Source organism: Streptomyces liliifuscus (assembly GCF_016598615.1).
GTDB lineage: Bacteria > Actinomycetota > Actinomycetes > Streptomycetales > Streptomycetaceae > Streptomyces > Streptomyces liliifuscus.
This window is the reverse complement of the sequence record NZ_CP066831.1, coordinates 6,582,941-6,601,319: the sequence shown is the minus strand read 5'-3', so window position 1 is coordinate 6,601,319 and position 18,379 is coordinate 6,582,941. Positions and strand designations below refer to the sequence as shown.

The following is an 18,379-nucleotide window of genomic DNA, read 5'->3' as shown; positions in this document are numbered from 1 at the left end:
CGCGCTGATCACGGCACAAGGCTATCGCTCTCCACGGGCCCCCCGTCATGAGCCGTATGTGTACAAAAGAGGGCCCCCCTTTTTGACACTCTGCACAGTTTGCTCCACGAGGGGCGCCCCTTAGGGGCGCGGGGAACTGCGCGACAAGCCACGACGGACCCGCAGCCGACCCCTCACCCCGGGGGGCCTGGGGGCGAAGCCCCCAGTTTCACGCGGGGGACCCACCCCAGGGCCCCAAGAAACTGCCGACTCAGGCCGCCAACCGCTCGGCCTCCGAGACAGCCTCCTCCAGGCTGTCCACGACCGGCACCCCGATCCCCTCAAGGCTGGCCCGGCTGTGCGACCCACCGGTGTAGAGCACGGCCCGCGCCCCCACGTGCAGCGCCGCCACCGCGTCGTCCGCCGCGTCCCCGATCACCACCGTACGAGCGGGCTCCACGCCCGTCAGCGCTCCCAGATGGCGGACCATGTGCTCGGCCTTGCTGCCCCCGGACGGCCCGGTCCGCCCGTCGACCCGTACGAAATGGGGCTCGATCCCGAACCCCCGTACCAACGGAACGAGCTCGTCGTGCCCGTACATGCTCAGGATCGACTGACTGCGACCGGCCGACGCCCACTCGGCGAGCAGCCCGGGCACTCCGTCGGTGAGCCCGCAGCCCACCCGGTGCTCGGTGTAGTACCGCTGGAAGGTCAGGTCCATGACCTCCCACTCCTCGTCCGTGGGCAGCCGCCCTATCAGCCGCTCGTAGAACTTCGGCACCGGTACGCAGTACAGCTCCCGGTACCTCTCCAGCGTGATCGGTTCCAGCCCCAGCTCGGCGAACGCCGCGTTCGTCGCGCCGATGATCGCCGTGTTGTCGTGGAACAGGGTTCCGTTCCAGTCCCAGACAATGTGTGCCGCTCCGTGCATCCCCATACCGAAAAAATACCCGGCCACACTGACAACACATCCTGTGCGCTTCAGCACGCCCCCAGGAACCGCGACCGGGAGGGCGGATCCCTCAGTCGCCCAGCCCCACCAGGTTCGAGATCTCCTGCGTGGCGAACCACAGCAGCTCGTGGTCCTCGGCCCCGTCCACGACGAACTGCGCGTCGTCGTCACCCCGGTCGGCCGCGCCCAGCACGTCCACGGCCGCGGTCACGTCCGCCTCGGCCTCGTCCGAGTCGAGATGCACGGCGGCGGCCTTGGCCAGCGCCACGGCTCCACCGACCCGCACCTCGCCGAGCGCCGAGGGGTCGAGCCCCCGGTCGGGATCGGCGACGGCGGCCCCGTCCGGCACGTCGACGGCGACGACGACCCGCCGCCGCGGGGCTCCGGGGTCGAGCGCGACCAGCCGCAGGGAGGCGAGCGCGGCCCGGTTCAGCGCCGCGTACTCCAGTTCCTCGATGTCGTCGGACAGGTACCACTCCCGCAGCGCGGGCGTGACGGCGTACGCGGCGAAGGGCCCCGACCCCAGCTCACCCGTCTTGTACGCCTCGGCGAGACCGGAGAGGGTCAGGGGGACGTAGACGCGCATGGCTGGCCGCTTTCGTAGTCGGATTGCGTCGGTCGGATCCCGCCGCCGGGCTTCGACGCCGGATCTCGCCCTCGGCTTTCGCCGTCGGAGGGCTCCGAGGGGCGGCTCGGCGCCTCCCGGGAGAGCCTTCAGGATACGTGCGGGCGTCCCCTTTCGAGTCCCGGCCACCCCTCAGGAGGCGTCCACCCCCGGCCTCGCACATCACCCGGTACACCCCAGCCCCGCCAAGCCTCCCGCCCTCCCCCGTCACCCTGATAGGTGAACCTTCCGGCGCCCCCGGCGCGCGCCCAGCGTCCTTGCGGCCGCCCGCTCCGGCCTCGTACAAGATCCCCAACGGAAAGTTACCGACCGGTATCGACTCGGTCCGACGGAATGGGGATCCCGCCATGAACAAGGTGATGACCAGGACGAAGCGCACCACGGGCGCCCCGGGCACCCGCCCGCCGGTACGCCACGACACGCGCCGCCCGGGCGGCGGCACACCACGTACGACACCGGGCGGAGGCACACCCCGCACAAGGCGGTCAGGCACGACCCCAGGCGACTCGGCGCCGAGCGGCTCGGCGCCGGGCGGCACCGCACTCGCCCCGACCCGGAGCACGAGCGCACCCCACACGGCCCCGCACACTCCCCCGCGCGACGGCCGCCCACCCACCACGTCGACGACCTCGACCACTTCGCCGGTCCCGTCCGGAGCCCCGCCCCGGACGACCCCCACAACGCGCACAGTCCCCGCTGAGGGCCCTCCCGGCGCACCCCGGCAGCCTCGCCCCACCGACCTGTTCGCCGACCGTCTGCTGGCCGTCCTGAGTGGTCAGCGCCCCGTCCACTGCATGCTCCGGCACACCGCGGGACGCGCGTACGACGAACTGGCCTGGCTCGCCGAACGCGGCCCTCTCCGCGCCCGCGGCACCCGCCCCGTCGTCCGCGACATCGGCTACTACGTCCCCCGTCCGGGCGCCGTCGAGGCCTTCGCCCGCATCGGGGCGGGCGACCAGCTCCGCGCCATGGCCTTCCGCCTGGAACAGGGCCCCGACCTCCGCTGGCGCTGCACAGCAGTAGAACTCGGCGGCGCCCGCATGCCACACACAAACGAGGACTGACCAGGCACGCCCCAACCCTGGGCGCCCCGGAAGGGGCGCGGGGAACTGCGCGACAAGCCCCCACGGCCCGCAGCCGACAACACGACCCCGGCGGCGCCGAAAGCCAGGCGAGGGGCCAGGGGCTGAGGCCGGGGGCCGGGGCCCGGGGCCGGAAGCCAACCCAACGCAAAGGGCCGGGCACCAAAAGATGCCCGGCCCTTCAACTGCCCACACCGCAAAGCGAACCGCCCACCCCGCGGAGCAAAACCCACCCCGCGGAGCGAACCGTCACTTCTTGCGGCGACGGCCACCCTTCTGCTGCTTACGCCGCTCCGCGCGCGTAAGCCCGTCGGACTCCGACCGCACCGGCTCGTCGTCGTTGGTGAAGTCGCCCTCGACGATGCCACCCTCGCCGTCCACGGTCGGCGCGGAGAAGTGCAGCCGGTCCGGCCGCTGCGGGGTGTCGAGACCCTTGGCCCGGATCTCCGGACGGGAGGAACCCGCCGGAACCGCGTCCCCCTTGGCGAGCGACGGCTTCGCGTCCTCGACCGGGACCTCCTCGACCTGCTGCTCGACCTGGACCTCCAGGTTGAACAGGTAGCCGACGGACTCCTCCTTGATGCCGTCCATCATGGCGGTGAACATGTCGAAGCCCTCGCGCTGGTACTCGACCAGCGGGTCCTTCTGGGCCATCGCGCGCAGGCCGATGCCCTCCTGGAGGTAGTCCATCTCGTAGAGGTGCTCACGCCACTTGCGGTCCAGGACCGACAGCACGACCCGGCGCTCCAGCTCACGCATGATCTCGGAGCCGAGCTGCTCCTCGCGGGCCGAGTACTGCTCGTAGATGTCGTCCTTGATGGACTCGGAGATGAACTCGGCGGTCAGACCGGCACGGTCGCCGGCCGCCTCCTCCAGCTCCTCCACGGTGACCTTCACCGGGTAGAGCTGCTTGAAGGCGCCCCACAGCCGGTCCACGTCCCATTCCTCGGCGAAGCCCTCGGCGGTCTCCGCGTCGATGTACGCGTCGATCGTGTCGTTCATGAAGTGCTGGATCTGCTCCTGCAGGTCCTCGCCCTCCAGGACGCGCCGGCGCTCGCCGTAGATGACCTCGCGCTGCCGGTTGAGGACCTCGTCGTACTTGAGGACGTTCTTCCGGGTCTCGAAGTTCTGCGTCTCGACCTGCGACTGGGCGGAGGCGATGGCACGGGTGACCATCTTGTTCTCGATCGGCACGTCGTCCGGAACGTTCGCCATCGACATGACGCGCTCGACCATCTGGGCCTTGAAGAGGCGCATCAGGTCGTCGCCCAGCGAGAGGTAGAAGCGGGACTCGCCCGGGTCGCCCTGACGGCCGGACCGACCGCGCAGCTGGTTGTCGATACGGCGGGACTCGTGCCGCTCGGTGCCCAGCACATAGAGCCCGCCGAGGTCCTTGACCTCTTCGAACTCGGCCTGCACGGCCTTCTCGGCCCGCTCCAGGGCGGCGGGCAGCGCGGCGGCCCACTCCTCGATGTGCTCCTCGGGGTCGAGGCCGCGCTGGCGCAGCTCGGCCTCGGCGAGGTCGTCGGGGTTGCCGCCGAGCTTGATGTCCGTACCACGGCCGGCCATGTTCGTGGCGACGGTGACGGCACCCTTGCGGCCGGCCTGGGCGATGATCGGGGCCTCGCGGTCGTGCTGCTTCGCGTTCAGCACCTCGTGCTGGATGCCTCGCTTGGAGAGCTGCTGCGAGAGGTACTCGGACTTCTCGACCGACGTCGTGCCGACGAGGATCGGCTGGCCCTTCTCGTGCTTCTCGGCGATGTCGTCGACCACCGCGTCGAACTTCGCGACCTCGGTGCGGTAGATCAGGTCCGACTGGTCCTTGCGGACCATGGGCCGGTTGGTCGGGATCGGGACGACGCCGAGCTTGTAGATCTGGTGGAACTCGGCGGCCTCGGTCATCGCCGTACCGGTCATGCCGGAGAGCTTGTCGTAGAGGCGGAAGAAGTTCTGCAGGGTGATCGTGGCGAGCGTCTGGTTCTCGTCCTTGATGTCCACCCCTTCCTTCGCCTCGATCGCCTGGTGCATGCCCTCGTTGTAGCGGCGGCCGGCGAGGATACGGCCGGTGTGCTCGTCGACAATCATGACTTCGCCGTCGATGACGACGTAGTCCTTGTCCTTCTTGAAGAGCTCCTTGGCCTTGATGGCGTTGTTGAGGTAGCCCACCAGAGGCGTGTTCACCGACTCGTAGAGGTTGTCGATGCCCAGCCAGTCCTCGACCTTGGCGACGCCGGGCTCGTGGATGGCGACGGTGCGCTTCTTCTCGTCGACCTCGTAGTCGCCGGTCTCCTCGATGCCCTTGAGGGTGTTGCCCGCCTCGCCCTTCTTCAGGCGCGTGACGAGCTTCGCGAAGTCGCCGTACCACTTGGTGGCCTGGTCGGCCGGGCCGGAGATGATCAGCGGCGTACGGGCCTCGTCGACGAGGATCGAGTCGACCTCGTCGACCACCGCGAAGTTGTGGCCGCGCTGCACCAGTTCGTCCTGCGACCACGCCATGTTGTCGCGCAGGTAGTCGAAGCCGAACTCGTTGTTCGTGCCGTACGTGATGTCGCACCCGTACTGCTCGCGGCGCTGGGCCGGCGTCATGTTGGCCAGGATGCAGCCGACGCTCAGGCCCAGGAACTTGTGGACACGGCCCATCATCTCGGAGTCGCGCTCGGCCAGGTAGTCGTTGACCGTGATGAGGTGAACGCCGTCTCCGGAGAGGGCGTTCAGATACGTGGGCAGCGTGCCGACCAGGGTCTTGCCCTCACCGGTCTTCATCTCGGCGACATGGCCGAGGTGGAGCGCGGCGCCGCCCATGATCTGTACGTCGTAGTGACGCTGGCCGAGGACGCGCTTGGCGGCCTCGCGGACGGTCGCGAACGCCTCGGGCAGCAGGTCGTCGAGGCTTTCGCCGTCGGCGTACCGCTGCTTGTACTCATCGGTCAGGGCTCGCAGCTCGGCGTCGGAGAGGCCAACGAAGTCCTCTTCGATGGAGTTGACCTGGTCCGCGATGCGGTGCAGCTTGCGCAGGATCTTTCCTTCGCCTGCACGCATGATCTTCGAGAGGACGGACACGGGGGTTTGTCTCCTTGCCGGTCGGGCCTGGGACGGTCGGTTTCAATGACAGTTTCAAATCACAGCTTGAGCAACGGCCATCGTAAGCGAGGACCCCACCGCGCCGGGAGGTCTGCATGTGACAGCCACTAGGACAACGGGCGGAGGATGCGGAAGGTGCCGCGCAAGCGCTACGAAAGGTAACCGCCGCCTCACACAGGGCTAAAGTGATGGCTTCCTCACCGAAGCCCGAGCAGAATCGGCCGATGGACCCCGTCACACTGACCTCCGAACGGCTCCTGTTGCGCACGGTGGGACCGCACGACACCGACGCCGTGTACGACGCCGTCCAGGATCCCGACATCCAGCGCTGGACCACGATCCCCTCGCCCTATCTGCCCGAGCACGCCACGGCCTTCACCGAGCAGATGGTGCCCGACGGATGGGTGGACTGCTCGATGTTCACCTTCGGTGTCTTCCTGCCCATCAGCGGTGAGCTCGCCGGCATGCTCGCCATCACGATGCGCTCCCTGGGAGTCGGCGAGATCGGTTTCTGGGCGACGAAGGAACACCGGGGCAACGGCTACATCACCGAGGCCGCCGTCACCGCCTCCCGCTGGGCGTTCACCCAGCTGGCGATCGACCGCGTCGAGTGGCGGGCCGAGGTCGGCAACACGGGCTCCCGCGCGGTCGCCGAACGCGCCGGCTTCACCATCGAAGGCACCCTTCGTTCCGGCATCAACAACAAGGGCGTACGCCGCGACTGCTGGATCGGATCCCTGCTCCCGTCGGACCTGGGCCTGCCGTCGACAGCGCCCTACCTGCCCGCACCACGCCAGGACTGAACTCCTGACGCCCGCCCGTCCCCCGGACCGACTTCCCCGGCGGTTTTCGCAGCTCAGGGCCCACTGTCAGTGGCACCGCATATCGTGCGGACCATGACGAGTCTGCCGCGCCCCACCGCCGATCTCACCGCCGACGAGGCCCGCCGAATCGCCCTGCGCGCCCAGGGTTTCCTGGGCGCCCCCGACCGCAGGGGCGGCGTCCGAGGCGTACTGCGACACCTGGGCGCGGTCCAGCTCGACACGATCTCCGTCCTGGCCCGCTCCCACGAACTCATTCCGTACGCCCGTCTCGGCGCGGTCGGCCGCAAGACGGTGGACACCGCCTACTGGACCCCGGCGTCCGACGGCACGGCTCCGCCGAGCCCCCACGCCTTCGAGTACTGGTCGCACGCCGCCTGCATCCTCCCCGTCGAGGAGTGGCCGCACTTCGCGTTCCGCCGCCGCGCCTACCGCGCCCGCCCGCACTGGAACCACGCGCTGCCGGACGGCACGTACGAGCAGGTCATCAAGCAGCTGAGGACCGAAGGCCCGCTCACGGCCACCGACTTGGGCGGCGCGAAGAAGACCAGCGAGTGGTGGGACTGGTCGGGCACGAAGGTCGCCGTCGAACGCGCGCTGATGCACGGCGAGGTGGTGTGCACCGAGCGGCGCGGCTGGAAGCGGGTGTACGACCTCGCCGAGCGCGCCATCCCGGCCGACGTGCTCCACGACGAGCTGGACGACACGGAGTGCCTGCGCCGCCTGGTCCGGCTCGCGGGCCAGTCCCTGGGCGTCGGCACGCGCGCGGACATCGCCGACTACCACCGCCTCAAGGGCGAGCAGGTCGACGCGGTGCTCGCGGACTCCGGTCTGGTCCCGGTGACGGTGGAGGGCTGGGCCAAGCCCGCCTGGGCGGATCCTGCGGCCCTGGAGACCCCTCCGCGGGGCCGCCACCGCACCACGCTCCTGTCGCCGTTCGACTCCCTGGTCTGGGAGCGGGCCCGCACGGAGCGCGTCTTCGGCTTCACCCACCGCCTGGAGGCCTACGTCCCCAAGCCGAAGCGCGTCTACGGCTACTTCGCCATGCCGGTCCTCGCCGGCGGCCATCTGGTCGGCCGCGTGGACCCGGCCCGCGAGGGCGCCACGCTGGTGGCCAAGCAGGTCACCCTGGAGAGCCCCAAGGCGGTACCGGCAGTGGCCCAGGCCCTCCTGGAGGCAGCCACCTGGGTCGACTGCACCAACATCCGAGTGGAGCGGGCAAACACCCCGTCCCTACGAGAAGCCCTGACAACGGAACTGGCCCGGACGCTGGGCTAGACAGACCGAGGCCCCCGTCGGCAGCGTCGGGGGCTTTCAGGGGCGCGGGGAACTGCGCGCCCAGCCACATCCGGCCCGCAGCGACAACCCGACCCACGCCCCCACGGCGCTACCGCTGTCCTGCCCCTGCCACTACCTGCCGCTCTCAACGAATCTCGAGAATCTTCTCCCGCATCGCATACACAACAGCCTCCATCCTGGAGTGCAACTGCAGCTTCTCCAGAATGTTCCGCACATGGTTCTTCACGGTGTTCTCGGAGATGAACAACTCCTTGGCGATATCCCGGTTGTTCATCCCGGTCGCCACAAGCTTGAGAACCTCCAGCTCACGCTCGGTGAGCCGAGGCGCCGGCACCAGCCGCCGCTCATCCGTACGCTGGATCATCGACTTGAACTCGGTGAGCAGCTTCGACGCCATCGACGGACTGATCTGCGACTGCCCGTCCGCGACGGCACGAATAGCCGTGGCCACTTCGTCCGTGGAGATCTCCTTGAGGAGATACCCGGTGGCCCCCGCCTTGATCGCGTCGTAGAGGTCGGCCTCCTCGTCACTGATCGTCAGCATGATGATCTTCGCGCTGGGCGCGACCTCCTTGATGGAGGTGCACGCCTCGATCCCACCGCGCTTGGGCATGCGTACGTCCATCAGCACGATGTCCGGCAGCAGATCGGCGGCCTTGTCGACCGCCTCCGCGCCGTCACCCGCCTCGCCGACGACCTGGATGTCCTCTTCGGCGGCGAGCACGATCTCCAGGCCGCGACGGAAGAGGGCATGGTCGTCCACGACAAGGACCCTGATGGGTTCCTTGCGTGGGGACCCCGCGTCCGGGCCCATGCCGACGACGCCGTCGTCGGCATCTTCGTCACGCATCGGTCCGAAGCTGTCCGCCATGGTTCCTCCCCCTGAAGGCCGTGGCCTGTGTTTCCTGTGCCATCGCCAACCCGAGGCAACGGCCCACCGGTTGGGCCGGTACGGCCATGATTTCATGCCCGGGCGACAACGGGACGACAGAGCGGGGCACTGAGGGGTCGCACACCGGTGCCCCTGGGGGCGCACGGGCACTCCAGGGGCACCGCCGGGGTCCCCCCGGCCTAAGGCCGGGGTAGCTCGGAGGGCGAGGTCAGCCGCCCAGTGCCCCGCCTGCCGGGGCCTGCTGTGCCTTGGCGACCATCGGGTCCGTGCTGAGGTGGATGACGCCGTAGTCGTACGCGTGCCGCCGGTAGACGACACTCGGTTCCTTGGTCTCGGAGTCGACGAACAGATAGAAGTCGTGCCCGACCAGCTCCATCTCGTAGAGCGCCTGGTCGAGCGTCATCGGGGACGCGACGTGGGTCTTCTCGCGGACGACGAGGGGGCCGTCACCCTTCACCTCGAGCGAGCCGATCCTCTTGGTCGGCACGGCCTCGGGCTCTTCCTCGTGGACCACACTGCCGTTCCCGTTCAGCGTCGCCGCACCCGGGACGTGGTCGGCGACCTCGGCTGCCGAGATCCTGCGGGCGCCACGGCGCGTGTACCGCTTGTCGTGCTGCTTGCGCAGCCGTGCTTCCAGCTTGTCTGCCGCCAGGTCCAGCGCCGCGTACGGATCGCTTGCCGCTGCCTCCGCCCGGATCACCGGACCGCGGGAGTGAAGCGTGATCTCCACTCGGTCGGAGCGGTCGGCCTGCCGGGGGTTCAGCTCCTTGGACACCTCGACGTCGAGGCTGATCACCTTGCCGTCGAGCTTCTGGATCTTCTCCAGCTTCAGCTTCTCGGCCACGTGCTTGCGGAACCGCTCGGGCACCTCGGTCTTGCGGCCCTTGACGACGATGTCCACGCAGAACTCCGTTCCCGGATCACTCCGCATCGACGGCGGAGCATCTCCCTTTTGCACCAGGCTCCAGCGACTCCCGGAGCCTCGGACTCGGTGACTTCCACCTCCTCCTCCCCCGCGGGCAAGATCTCCACCCACTGTCGCGGGTGATTGCAGAAAACCCACGGCACGGCATTCCGATATGCGAGGGACGGCGTCGCCATTCCCTCACAACCGAACATATCTCGCCTGGACGGATGGCGTCACCCTCTACTGCGACGTACCTCCATTCAGGTGAATAGAACCTGTCACTACCTGCAACGACGCAACTTCTCTGTCAGTTCCGGTTTATTTCGAAAGATGCCGGAGTCGCCGCGACCACAGCCGCTGCGAGCAAGCCTTCGGCGCCGTTCGTACCTCTCATTTCCCTGACCGCTTCTGGTCGGCCTACACCTCTCGCCGTCACTTGTGACATCCCTTCCCCTGTCACTTTGGGTGTTACTCGGCCGTAAGGACCGGTTCTCGCCACCAGAACGGCGTTCAGGGCCCTTGCCGCCTCCGCCAGGGACGCGCCCGTGGTCATCAGGTCGTCGACGAGCACGACCCGCCCGCCGTCGGCCAACAGCCGCGCGCCGCCCGCGGGCACCTCCAGGGCACCGGCGAGATTGTCCAGCCGCTGCCGGGAGTTGAGCCCCGACTGGTCGGCCACGGCACGCCGCTGCCGCAGTACGGCGACCACCCGGGCCGGTGTCCCCGTACGCCGCAGCTCGCCCGCCGCGGCGAGCGCGATCCGCCGTGCCGGGTCGTGGCCCCGCGCCCGGACCGCCCAGGGCGCGGACGGCACGGGAACGAGCGACACGGGAATCCCGGAGCCGCCCGCTCCGACGGGCCCGCCGTGTCTACCGTGTCCACCAGGTACCCCGTGTCCACGGGGTCCACCAGGCCCGCAGGCGCCGGGCACGAGGCGTGCGGCCCCGCTCCCGCCGCCGGTCGCGAGGGACGCCCGCACGGCCCCCGCCAGCGCCGCTCCCAGATACCCCGCGAGCATCAGCGCACCCCGTTCCTTGTGGGCGAGGAGCACCGCGCGCACCTCGTCCTCGTACGGAGCCGCCGCGTGCACGACCGGCAGCCCCGGTGGTTCCGGCTCCGGTCGCACCCGGCTCGGTACGGCCCCCGTCAGGGCGGCACGGCACTCCGGGCAGAGCACCGTGCGAGGCCTCCCACAGCCTCCGCACTCGGCCGGCAGCACCAGGTCGGTGAGGTCCTGCCACCACCCCCGCATGCCCACCACTGTGCCAACGCCCGAGCGCCCCTGCCACCCCTGTGGACAACTCCCTGTGGACAACTCCGGGCAACCACAGGGCCGTTGTCACCCACACGAGTGAGGCACTCGGAAAGCGAGGCAAGCCGGCCCCGGCCTGCCCACCGAGCGGCCCACCGACCGGCCTGCCCAGGGCTCACCCCGGATAGACCGGCGCCATCCCCTTCTTGACCACCGTCTGCCACTGGGACCCGGACGAGAGCCGCACGATCCCGTCCTCCGAGTGGGCCACCAGCGGCAGCCGTTCGTCCTCGGAGGCGGCGATCTCCTTCACCCCGGTGAGCGCGGCGGGTGCCGGACCGACCGGTGTGGAGCCGTCGACCTGGACGTACTGGATCTGCTGCACGACCCGGGCCTCGCGCCCGACCACGACCAGACGGCTGTCGCCGGCCCAGGACATGGCGGTGACCTCCTCCAGCCGCGGTGCCACGGACCGCAGTTCGTGGATGGAGACGGAAGGCTTCCCGTCCGATCCGTTCTGCCGCTCGATCCGCCCCATGAGCAGGGTCGTCCTGTCGTTATTCCGCACGATCAGCGCGATCCGCACACCGTCGGCGGCCACCCGCACCGCCTCGATCCGCCCTTCGAGCCCGGGCGTCGTGACCACCACAGGCTCACCCGCGCCCTTCGCGAGCAGCAGCAGCTTGGAGCTCTTCGGGTCACGGTCGGCCACCCACAGGTTCCCGCTCGTGTCCCAACTGGGCGTCGTCAGCCCGTCGTCCTCCGACTTGGCCTTGCTGCGCAGCACGGGCTCCCCGAGCGAACCGCCCGACGCGAGCGACCCGACGTACAGCGAGCGCCCGTCGAGCGACACCCCGGCCGCCGTGTCCTCGTCCCGCGAGACCGCGGCCGCCCGCAGCGCCTTGTCACCGTCGCCGAGCGCACCGGGCACCGGCTCGGGCTCCTGCTCGCTGCCCGCGCTCGCTATCCGGACGAGCCGCTTCTCACCGTCGATGAAGTACTCGTACTCGGCACGCTTGGCCGGGCCGTGCGCGACGTAGACCTCGGCGTTGTTGGCACCGAGCACGCACGACTGCGTACCGTCCGAACGCTGCACCTCCACCTCGTCGATGCCTGTGGGCGTCAGGTCCTGGAGGGTGAAAAGGAGTTGGGCCGCCATCTCCGTGCACACGGACTGGCCTATCCGGTCGGCCTTGTCGTTCAACGGCACCGTCAGCCGGTTCTGGTCGTCGAGCGTCAGTGACTTGACGCCCTTCTTCAACGCCGTGCCGGTGGGGAAGCTGGACCTGACGACCGGCTTGAGCCAGCTCGTGGGCCCCTTCAGGAGCGAGCGGACCATCTGTGTCACCGGGTCCACCTGCTCACGCACATAGACGGGGTCGGCGACCGCCCCGAGCCGCTTGTCCGCCCCGCCCGACGTGTTCGACGCGAAGTAGTACTTGTTGACGGAGACGTAGTTGCGCTGGAAGTCGGACTTCCCCATCACCAGGCCCTGCGGCAGCTCGTCGATGCGCCACTGCTTGCTGCCGTCCTTCTCCTTCTGCTTGGAGAGGTGCACGAACTCGTTGTACGTGCCCGAGGCCGGCTCGTACGCGAACTGCGAGTCCACCTTGGCGACCCTGGTACCGGTCAGCGAGTAGGCGTAGTCGCCGGTCGCCTCCCGGCTGCCGCTGTGCTCCGCCGCGGTGTTCGGCCCGTCCGCGAGCACCGTCGTCGACTGATTCGGACGCCACTCCTTGGAGGCCTCGCCCGTCAGGTACTTGCGTGCCGTCTCGAACCCCGGATCGTCGCTGGTCAGCGCCTCCAGGAAGCCCTGCACGATCTCCTCGGGCTGCGCGTTCTCCCGCGGCGGCATGGCGAACACCCGGACCTGCGGGTCCGGCTGCTGCGAGGCCTCGACGCCGCGCAGATCCCCGCCGTCCGGCATCGAGGCGCACCCGGTCAGCAGTACGGCTCCACAGACGCCGTACGTCATCAGACGCACCGGACGCCGACGGCCGCCCCGATCGCGGTCAGCGCCCACGTGATTCCTCCCCCTGCTTCAACTGTTCCGGCTGCTCACCGGTTCCCCGGCCGTCCTCGGACGGGGCGTCCTGCGCTGCCTCGGCGCTCTGGCCGCGCGTCTCCGCGGTGGGCCGCGGCACCACGCGCGCGCCGTTGCCGGGCAGCGCGGCCGGGTCCACCGCGCCGGTCACCCGGGGAGCGATCATCGGCGGCGGCCCGGTGCGCTCGCTGACGGGCTGCGCGGGCACCGTGGCCAGCTTCTGCGTGCCGCCGAGCGGCAGCCCCGCGTCGTTCAGCCCGCGGTTGCGCCGCGAGTCCTTGGGCTCCAGCGGTATCGGCGAGCCCCGCAGCGGCTCGTCGGCGGTACGCGGCAGCGTCAGCCGGAACTGCGAGCCGCCCCCCGGCTCACCCCAGGCCTGCAGCCAGCCCCCGTGCAGCCGCGCGTCCTCCAGGGCGATGGACAGGCCGAGGCCCGTACCACCGGTCGTACGCGCGCGTGCCGGGTCCGCCCTCCAGAAGCGGCTGAACACCCGGGTCGCCTCGCCTGGCTTGAGCCCCACTCCGTAGTCGCGCACCGCGACCGCGACCGCTCCGCCCGCCGCGGCGAGTTTGACCACGACGTCCTTGCCCTCGCCGTGCTCCACGGCGTTGACGACGAGGTTGCGCAGCACCCGCTCCACGCGCCGGGCGTCCGCCTCGGCGACCACCGGCTGCTGGTCCCCGACGACCTGTATGTGCGTGCCCTTGCGGTCGGCGAGCGGCTCGGCCCCGCTGACGACCCTGCGTACGACCTCCCGCAGGTCTATCGGCTCGGCCTCCAGGGCCGCCGCGCCCGCGTCGAAGCGGCTGATCTCCAGCAGGTCCGCGAGCAGCGTCTCGAACCGGTCCAGCTGGTCGGCGAGCAATTCGGCCGACCGCGCGGTCATCGGATCGAAGTCCACGCGCGCGTCATGGATGACGTCGGCCGCCATCCGGACGGTCGTCAGCGGCGTGCGCAGCTCGTGCGACACGTCGGAGACGAACCGCCGCTGCATCCGCGACAGGTCCTCCAGCTGCTGGATCTTCAGCTGCAGGTTCTGCGCCATCTTGTTGAAGGCCTCGCCGAGCCGCGCGATGTCGTCCTCGCCGGTGACCTTCATACGTTCCTGAAGGCGCCCGGCGGACAGCCGCTCGGCGATCCCGGCGGCCATCCGTACGGGCGTGACGACCTGGCGCACCACGAGCCAGGCGATCGCCCCGAGCAGCACCACCACGAACAGCCCGGCCGTCGCGAGCGTCCCCTTGACGAGGCTGAGCGACTTCTCCTCCTGCGTGAGCGGGAAGAGGTAGTACAGCTGGTACGGGTCGTTCTTGGGGTCGTTGAGCTGGGTGCCGATGATCAGCGCCGGCTGGGACGCCTGGCCGTTGGTGTAGAAGATGCGCGTGTAGCTCTGGGCCGCGCCCGCGCCCTCGTCGACCCGGTCCCGCAGGTCCTCGGGCACGCTGAGGCTCCAGTCGACGAAGCCCGAAGCACGTGGTCCGAGACCCCTGCTGTCGTTGTCGGCGGAGGCGGTGCTGAGGGTGACGACGCTGAACGCGCCCTGGCCGCCGCTGGACAGCGACTCGACGAGAGCGCTCATCCACCCGCTCACGTTCTGCACGGGGTTCTCGTCCGAGCCCGGGCCGTCGTCCGCGCCCGCCGCGCTGTCGGCCTCCTGCTTGGCGACCGTGAACCCACCCGTGGCCTGGCTCTGCGAGGCCTTCACCTTGGCGTCCAGCAGGCCGTTGCGCACCTGCCCGATCACGACGAAGCCCAGCAGCAGAACGACGCCCAGCGACATCAGCAGGGTCGTGACGACGACCTTGAGCTGGATGTTGCGCCGCCACAGCCGCATGACGGGCAGCAGCGGACGGCGCACCCAGCGCATGAACAGCCGAAGGACCGGGCTGCCCTGGACTCCGCCCTGCAGCAGCCCGCCCTCGGTGAACTGTCCCCAGCGGGAGCCCGTCGTCTTCCGGCCGACAGGCCGCCCCGCGCGGGTCCCCGGCTGGCCGGGCGCCGAAGCGGCACTGTCCCGGGACATGTCAGCTCGGTCCGGCCTTGTAACCGACGCCACGGACGGTCACCACGATCTCCGGCCGCTCCGGGTCCTTCTCGACCTTGGAGCGCAGCCGCTGCACATGGACGTTCACCAGGCGGGTGTCCGCCGCGTGGCGGTAGCCCCAGACCTGCTCCAGGAGCACCTCACGCGTGAACACCTGCCACGGCTTGCGGGCCAGCGCCACCAGCAGGTCGAACTCCAGCGGAGTCAGCGCGATCGACGCCCCGTCCCGCTTCACAGAGTGACCGGCCACGTCGATGACCAGATCGCCTATGGCGAGCTGCTCGGGCGCCGGCTCCTCCGACCTGCGCAGCCTGGCCCGGATCCGGGCCACCAGCTCCTTTGGCTTGAACGGCTTCACGATGTAGTCGTCCGCGCCCGACTCCAGGCCGACCACGACATCGACGGTGTCGCTCTTCGCGGTGAGCATCACGATCGGCACCCCGGACTCCGCCCTGATCAGGCGGCACACCTCGATACCGTCCCGGCCGGGAAGCATCAGGTCCAGGAGCACCAGGTCGGGCTTGCTCTCACGGAAAGCGGCCAGCGCCTTGTCGCCGTCTGCTACGAAAGACGGCTCAAAACCTTCACCACGCAACACAATGCCGAGCATCTCGGCCAGTGCGGTGTCGTCATCGACGACAAGGACTCGTCCCTTCATAAACGACATCATCCCATTAACTAAATCGTTACCTGGCGTGACCTGTCACACAGCTCTTCTAGCGCCTCAGCCGTCACAGGAGACACGGCGCCCTCTTCGGTGACGATCGCAGTCACCAGCTCGGGCGGCGTCACGTCGAACGCCGGGTTGTACGCCTGGGTCCCCAGGGGTGCCACCGGTATCCCGCCTCCCGCTTCCGCTCCCGCCACCGGCACCTGGGGTGCTGTGATCTCCGTCACTTCATGTCCGGCACGCTGCTCGACCTCGATCGCTGCTCCGTTCGGAGTGTCCGGATCCACCGTCGTCACCGGCGCCACCACGATGAACGGCACATGGTGGTACCTGGCCAGCACCGCGAGCGGATAGCTCCCCACCTTGTTCGCCACCGAACCGTCGGCCGCGATCCGGTCGGCCCCGATCAATACCGCGTCCACCTCTCCCGCCGAGAACAGCGATCCCGCCGCGTTGTCCGTGAGCAAGGTGTACGCCATTCCGCTCCGCGCCGCCTCATAGGCCGTCAGGCGAGCACCTTGCAGCAAGGGCCGCGTCTCGTCCACCCAGAGCCTGCGCAGCCGCCCCGCCCGATGCGCCGCGAGGGCCACCGCGAACGCCGTTCCCTCGCCCCCGGACACCAGCGCACCGGTGTTGCAGTGCGTCAGGATCCGATGGTTTCCCCCGGGCAGCAGCTCATCGAGAAGCGCCAGCCCGTGCGTCGCCATACGGGCGCTGGCCTGGGCATCTTCCTCGTGGAGCGCCCGCGCGGCGGCCAGCGCGGCATCGGCGGCCTGCTTCTGGTCACCGCCGCCCCGCAGGACCGCGAGGTGGGCCGCCTGGGCCCTGCGCGCCCCGTACGAGAGGTTCACCGCGGTGGGCCGGGCACTCGCGAGCGAGGCCGCGGCCTCGTCCACGTCGAACCCCCGGGCGGCGGCGAGCGCGACGCCGTAGGCCCCCGCGATGCCGAGCAGCGGCGCCCCGCGCACGGCGAGCGTACGGATCGCCTCCACCAGGGCGGGCGCGTCCGTGCACACCAGCTCGACCTCCTCGGCGGGCAGCCGCGTCTGGTCGAGGAGGACCAGTACCGGGCCTTCCGGCGGCTCGTCCCACCGGATCGCCGGTATCTCGGTGGGCCGGTTGTTCTCGCGGGATTGCGCGTACTGATCAGCCATCCGCCCAGTCTGCCCCGTACCGGCCGGACAATTGAAGGTGTGCAGCCCATACGGCAGCCGGTCACTTCCCGGCCACACCGTGGCACGATGGCTGCCAACCTGCCGCCGCGACCGCGGACGGGCACCGTGAAGGAGCGACGATGAAAGACACTCCGGGCTGGGCATCGCCCGGATCCGCCCCCTCCGACGGGCAGAACGGACAGGAGCCGACGGCTTCCGGCCCTGCCGAGCCCGCGGACCGGCCCGGTCCCACGGAGCCGGCGGGCGAACCGGGCCGACCCGGCGCCGCCCCGTCCGGCCCCGGCCCGAAGTGGTCCAAGGAGCAGCCCCCACCGGCCCAGTGGCCGTCCCCCGGCAGCCCCCAGAACACCCCGCCCCAGGCCCCGCCACCACCCCCGCCCGGCCCCGGCTGGGGCGGTCAGCCCCCCGCGGGCCCGGGCTGGGGCGGCCAGCCGCCCACCGGCCCCGGCAGGTACGGCGGCTACGGAGGTCCCGGCGGCCCTGGTGGCTACGGCGGCCCCGGCGGTTACGGCCCCGGCGGACACCCGGGCTGGGGAGGCGGCTGGGGCGGTCCCCCGCCCGCGGCCAAGCCCGGCGTCATCCCGCTCCGCCCGCTCGGCGTCGGCGAGATCCTCGACGGCGCGGTGTCCACGATGCGTACGCACTGGCGCACCGTGCTCGGCATCTCGCTGACCGTCGCGGTCTTCACGCAGATCGCCGTGATCCTGCTCCAGGGCTTCGTCCTGGACGACAGCGCCAGCACGGAGACCCTCAACGACCCCAGCGCCACCGCCGGCGAACTGTCGCGCGCCCTGGGCGACAGCCTCCTGAACTCCGGCGTCGTCCTGCTGATCACCCTGCTCGGCACGATCGTGGCGACCGCCCTGCTCACGACCGTGACCAGCCGCGCCGTGCTCGGAAAGTCGGTGACCACCGCGGAGGCGTGGAGCGACGCCCGGCCGCAGCTGCCCAAGCTCTTCGGCCTGACCTTCCTGCTGCCGCTCATCGCCATCACGGTCGGCGCCCTGGGCACACTGCCCGGCATCCTCGTCGGCCTGGCCGGCGGAGGTGACGGCGCCATCGCGCTCGCCGTCTTCGGCGGCCTGGCCGCGGCCGTCGTCGCGCTCTGGCTGATGATCCGCTTCTCGCTGGCCTCGCCCGCCCTGATGCTGGAGAAGCAGAGCGTCTTCAAGTCGATGAGCCGCTCCGCGAAGCTCGTCCGCGGCTCCTGGTGGCGGGTCTTCGGCATCCAGCTGCTCGCCACGATCATCGCGAACATCGTGGCGTCGATCATCGTGATCCCCTTCGCCTTCCTCGCCTCCGGACTCAGCGGCGAGGGCGTCACCGGCTTCCTCAACACCGGCACCGGCGACCTCGGCTGGACGTTCCTCATCATCAGCGGGATCGGCTCGGTGATCGGATCCATGCTCACGTTCCCGATCACCGCCGGCGTCTCCGTGCTCCTCTACATCGACCAGCGCATCCGCCGCGAGGCCCTCGACCTCGACCTGGCCCGCGCGGCCGGCGTCCAGGACTACGGCTCCGGCACCCCCGGCTCCACTCCGGGGAGCTGACGG

At 70.1% G+C, this 18,379-nt stretch carries 14 protein-coding genes; 4 read left to right on the top strand and 10 right to left on the bottom strand.

Annotated features, from left to right (window positions below; all coding sequences use genetic code 11):
- Positions 1-250: 250 nt before the first annotated feature.
- Entirely contained in the window at positions 251-916 is a 666-nt protein-coding gene (locus JEQ17_RS28530; protein ID WP_200397835.1) for an HAD family hydrolase, read from the bottom strand.
- 85 nt (positions 917-1,001) lie between these two features.
- On the bottom strand, positions 1,002-1,517 hold the full coding sequence (locus JEQ17_RS28525; RefSeq protein WP_200397834.1) for a DUF6912 family protein: 516 nt from the start codon (positions 1,515-1,517) through the stop codon (positions 1,002-1,004).
- Positions 1,518-1,903: 386 nt separating this feature from the next.
- Between JEQ17_RS28525 and JEQ17_RS28520 the strand changes: the two genes are divergently transcribed.
- Entirely contained in the window at positions 1,904-2,620 is a 717-nt protein-coding gene (locus JEQ17_RS28520) for an Rv3235 family protein (protein ID WP_200397833.1), read from the top strand.
- A gap of 267 nt (positions 2,621-2,887) precedes the next feature.
- Here JEQ17_RS28520 and secA read toward each other — a convergent pair whose 3' ends face one another.
- Complete coding sequence (gene secA / locus JEQ17_RS28515) at positions 2,888-5,698, bottom strand: preprotein translocase subunit SecA (protein WP_200397832.1); 2,811 nt, start codon at positions 5,696-5,698, stop codon at positions 2,888-2,890.
- Positions 5,699-5,943: 245 nt separating this feature from the next.
- On the opposite strand from secA, the gene JEQ17_RS28510 reads away from it, so the two are divergent.
- Both JEQ17_RS28510 and JEQ17_RS28505 read left to right on the top strand, forming a co-directional pair.
- Positions 5,944-6,522 (top strand): GNAT family N-acetyltransferase, encoded by a 579-nt coding sequence (locus JEQ17_RS28510; RefSeq protein WP_200397831.1) that lies wholly within the window; start codon positions 5,944-5,946, stop codon positions 6,520-6,522.
- A 93-nt stretch (positions 6,523-6,615) separates the two neighbouring features.
- The gene (locus tag JEQ17_RS28505) at positions 6,616-7,818 is read left to right on the top strand and encodes a winged helix-turn-helix domain-containing protein (protein ID WP_200397830.1); all 1,203 of its coding nucleotides are present in this window, start codon (positions 6,616-6,618) and stop codon (positions 7,816-7,818) included.
- A gap of 145 nt (positions 7,819-7,963) precedes the next feature.
- Here the strand turns inward: JEQ17_RS28505 and JEQ17_RS28500 are convergent, their stop codons facing one another.
- The 7 genes from JEQ17_RS28500 to mtnA all read right to left on the bottom strand — a co-directional run bounded on the left by JEQ17_RS28500 (position 7,964) and on the right by mtnA (position 16,802).
- Positions 7,964-8,710 carry a response regulator gene (locus JEQ17_RS28500; RefSeq protein ID WP_055617175.1) on the bottom strand — a complete coding sequence of 249 codons (747 nt, stop codon included), beginning with the start codon at positions 8,708-8,710 and terminating at the stop codon, positions 7,964-7,966.
- Positions 8,711-8,939: 229 nt separating this feature from the next.
- Positions 8,940-9,632 (bottom strand): ribosome hibernation-promoting factor, HPF/YfiA family, encoded by a 693-nt coding sequence (gene hpf / locus JEQ17_RS28495; protein ID WP_383394508.1) that lies wholly within the window; start codon positions 9,630-9,632, stop codon positions 8,940-8,942.
- Between the two features lie 313 nt (positions 9,633-9,945).
- Positions 9,946-10,890, bottom strand: a complete 945-nt coding sequence (locus JEQ17_RS28490; protein ID WP_200397828.1) for a ComF family protein — start codon at positions 10,888-10,890, stop codon at positions 9,946-9,948.
- A gap of 175 nt (positions 10,891-11,065) precedes the next feature.
- Entirely contained in the window at positions 11,066-12,913 is a 1,848-nt protein-coding gene (locus JEQ17_RS28485; protein WP_200397827.1) for an LpqB family beta-propeller domain-containing protein, read from the bottom strand.
- A complete protein-coding gene (mtrB, locus tag JEQ17_RS28480) occupies positions 12,903-14,957 on the bottom strand; it encodes an MtrAB system histidine kinase MtrB (protein ID WP_200397826.1) in 2,055 nt (684 codons plus the stop codon). Before mtrB ends, JEQ17_RS28485 begins: the two co-directional genes overlap by 11 nt.
- 1 nt (position 14,958) lies before the next feature.
- Entirely contained in the window at positions 14,959-15,648 is a 690-nt protein-coding gene (mtrA, locus tag JEQ17_RS28475) for a two-component system response regulator MtrA (RefSeq protein WP_188114266.1), read from the bottom strand.
- Between the two features lie 8 nt (positions 15,649-15,656).
- A complete protein-coding gene (gene mtnA, locus JEQ17_RS28470; protein WP_200397825.1) occupies positions 15,657-16,802 on the bottom strand; it encodes an S-methyl-5-thioribose-1-phosphate isomerase in 1,146 nt (381 codons plus the stop codon).
- 140 nt (positions 16,803-16,942) lie between these two features.
- Between mtnA and JEQ17_RS28465 the strand changes: the two genes are divergently transcribed.
- The gene (locus JEQ17_RS28465; protein ID WP_200397824.1) at positions 16,943-18,376 is read left to right on the top strand and encodes a glycerophosphoryl diester phosphodiesterase membrane domain-containing protein; all 1,434 of its coding nucleotides are present in this window, start codon (positions 16,943-16,945) and stop codon (positions 18,374-18,376) included.
- The last annotated feature ends 3 nt before the right edge of the window (positions 18,377-18,379 follow it).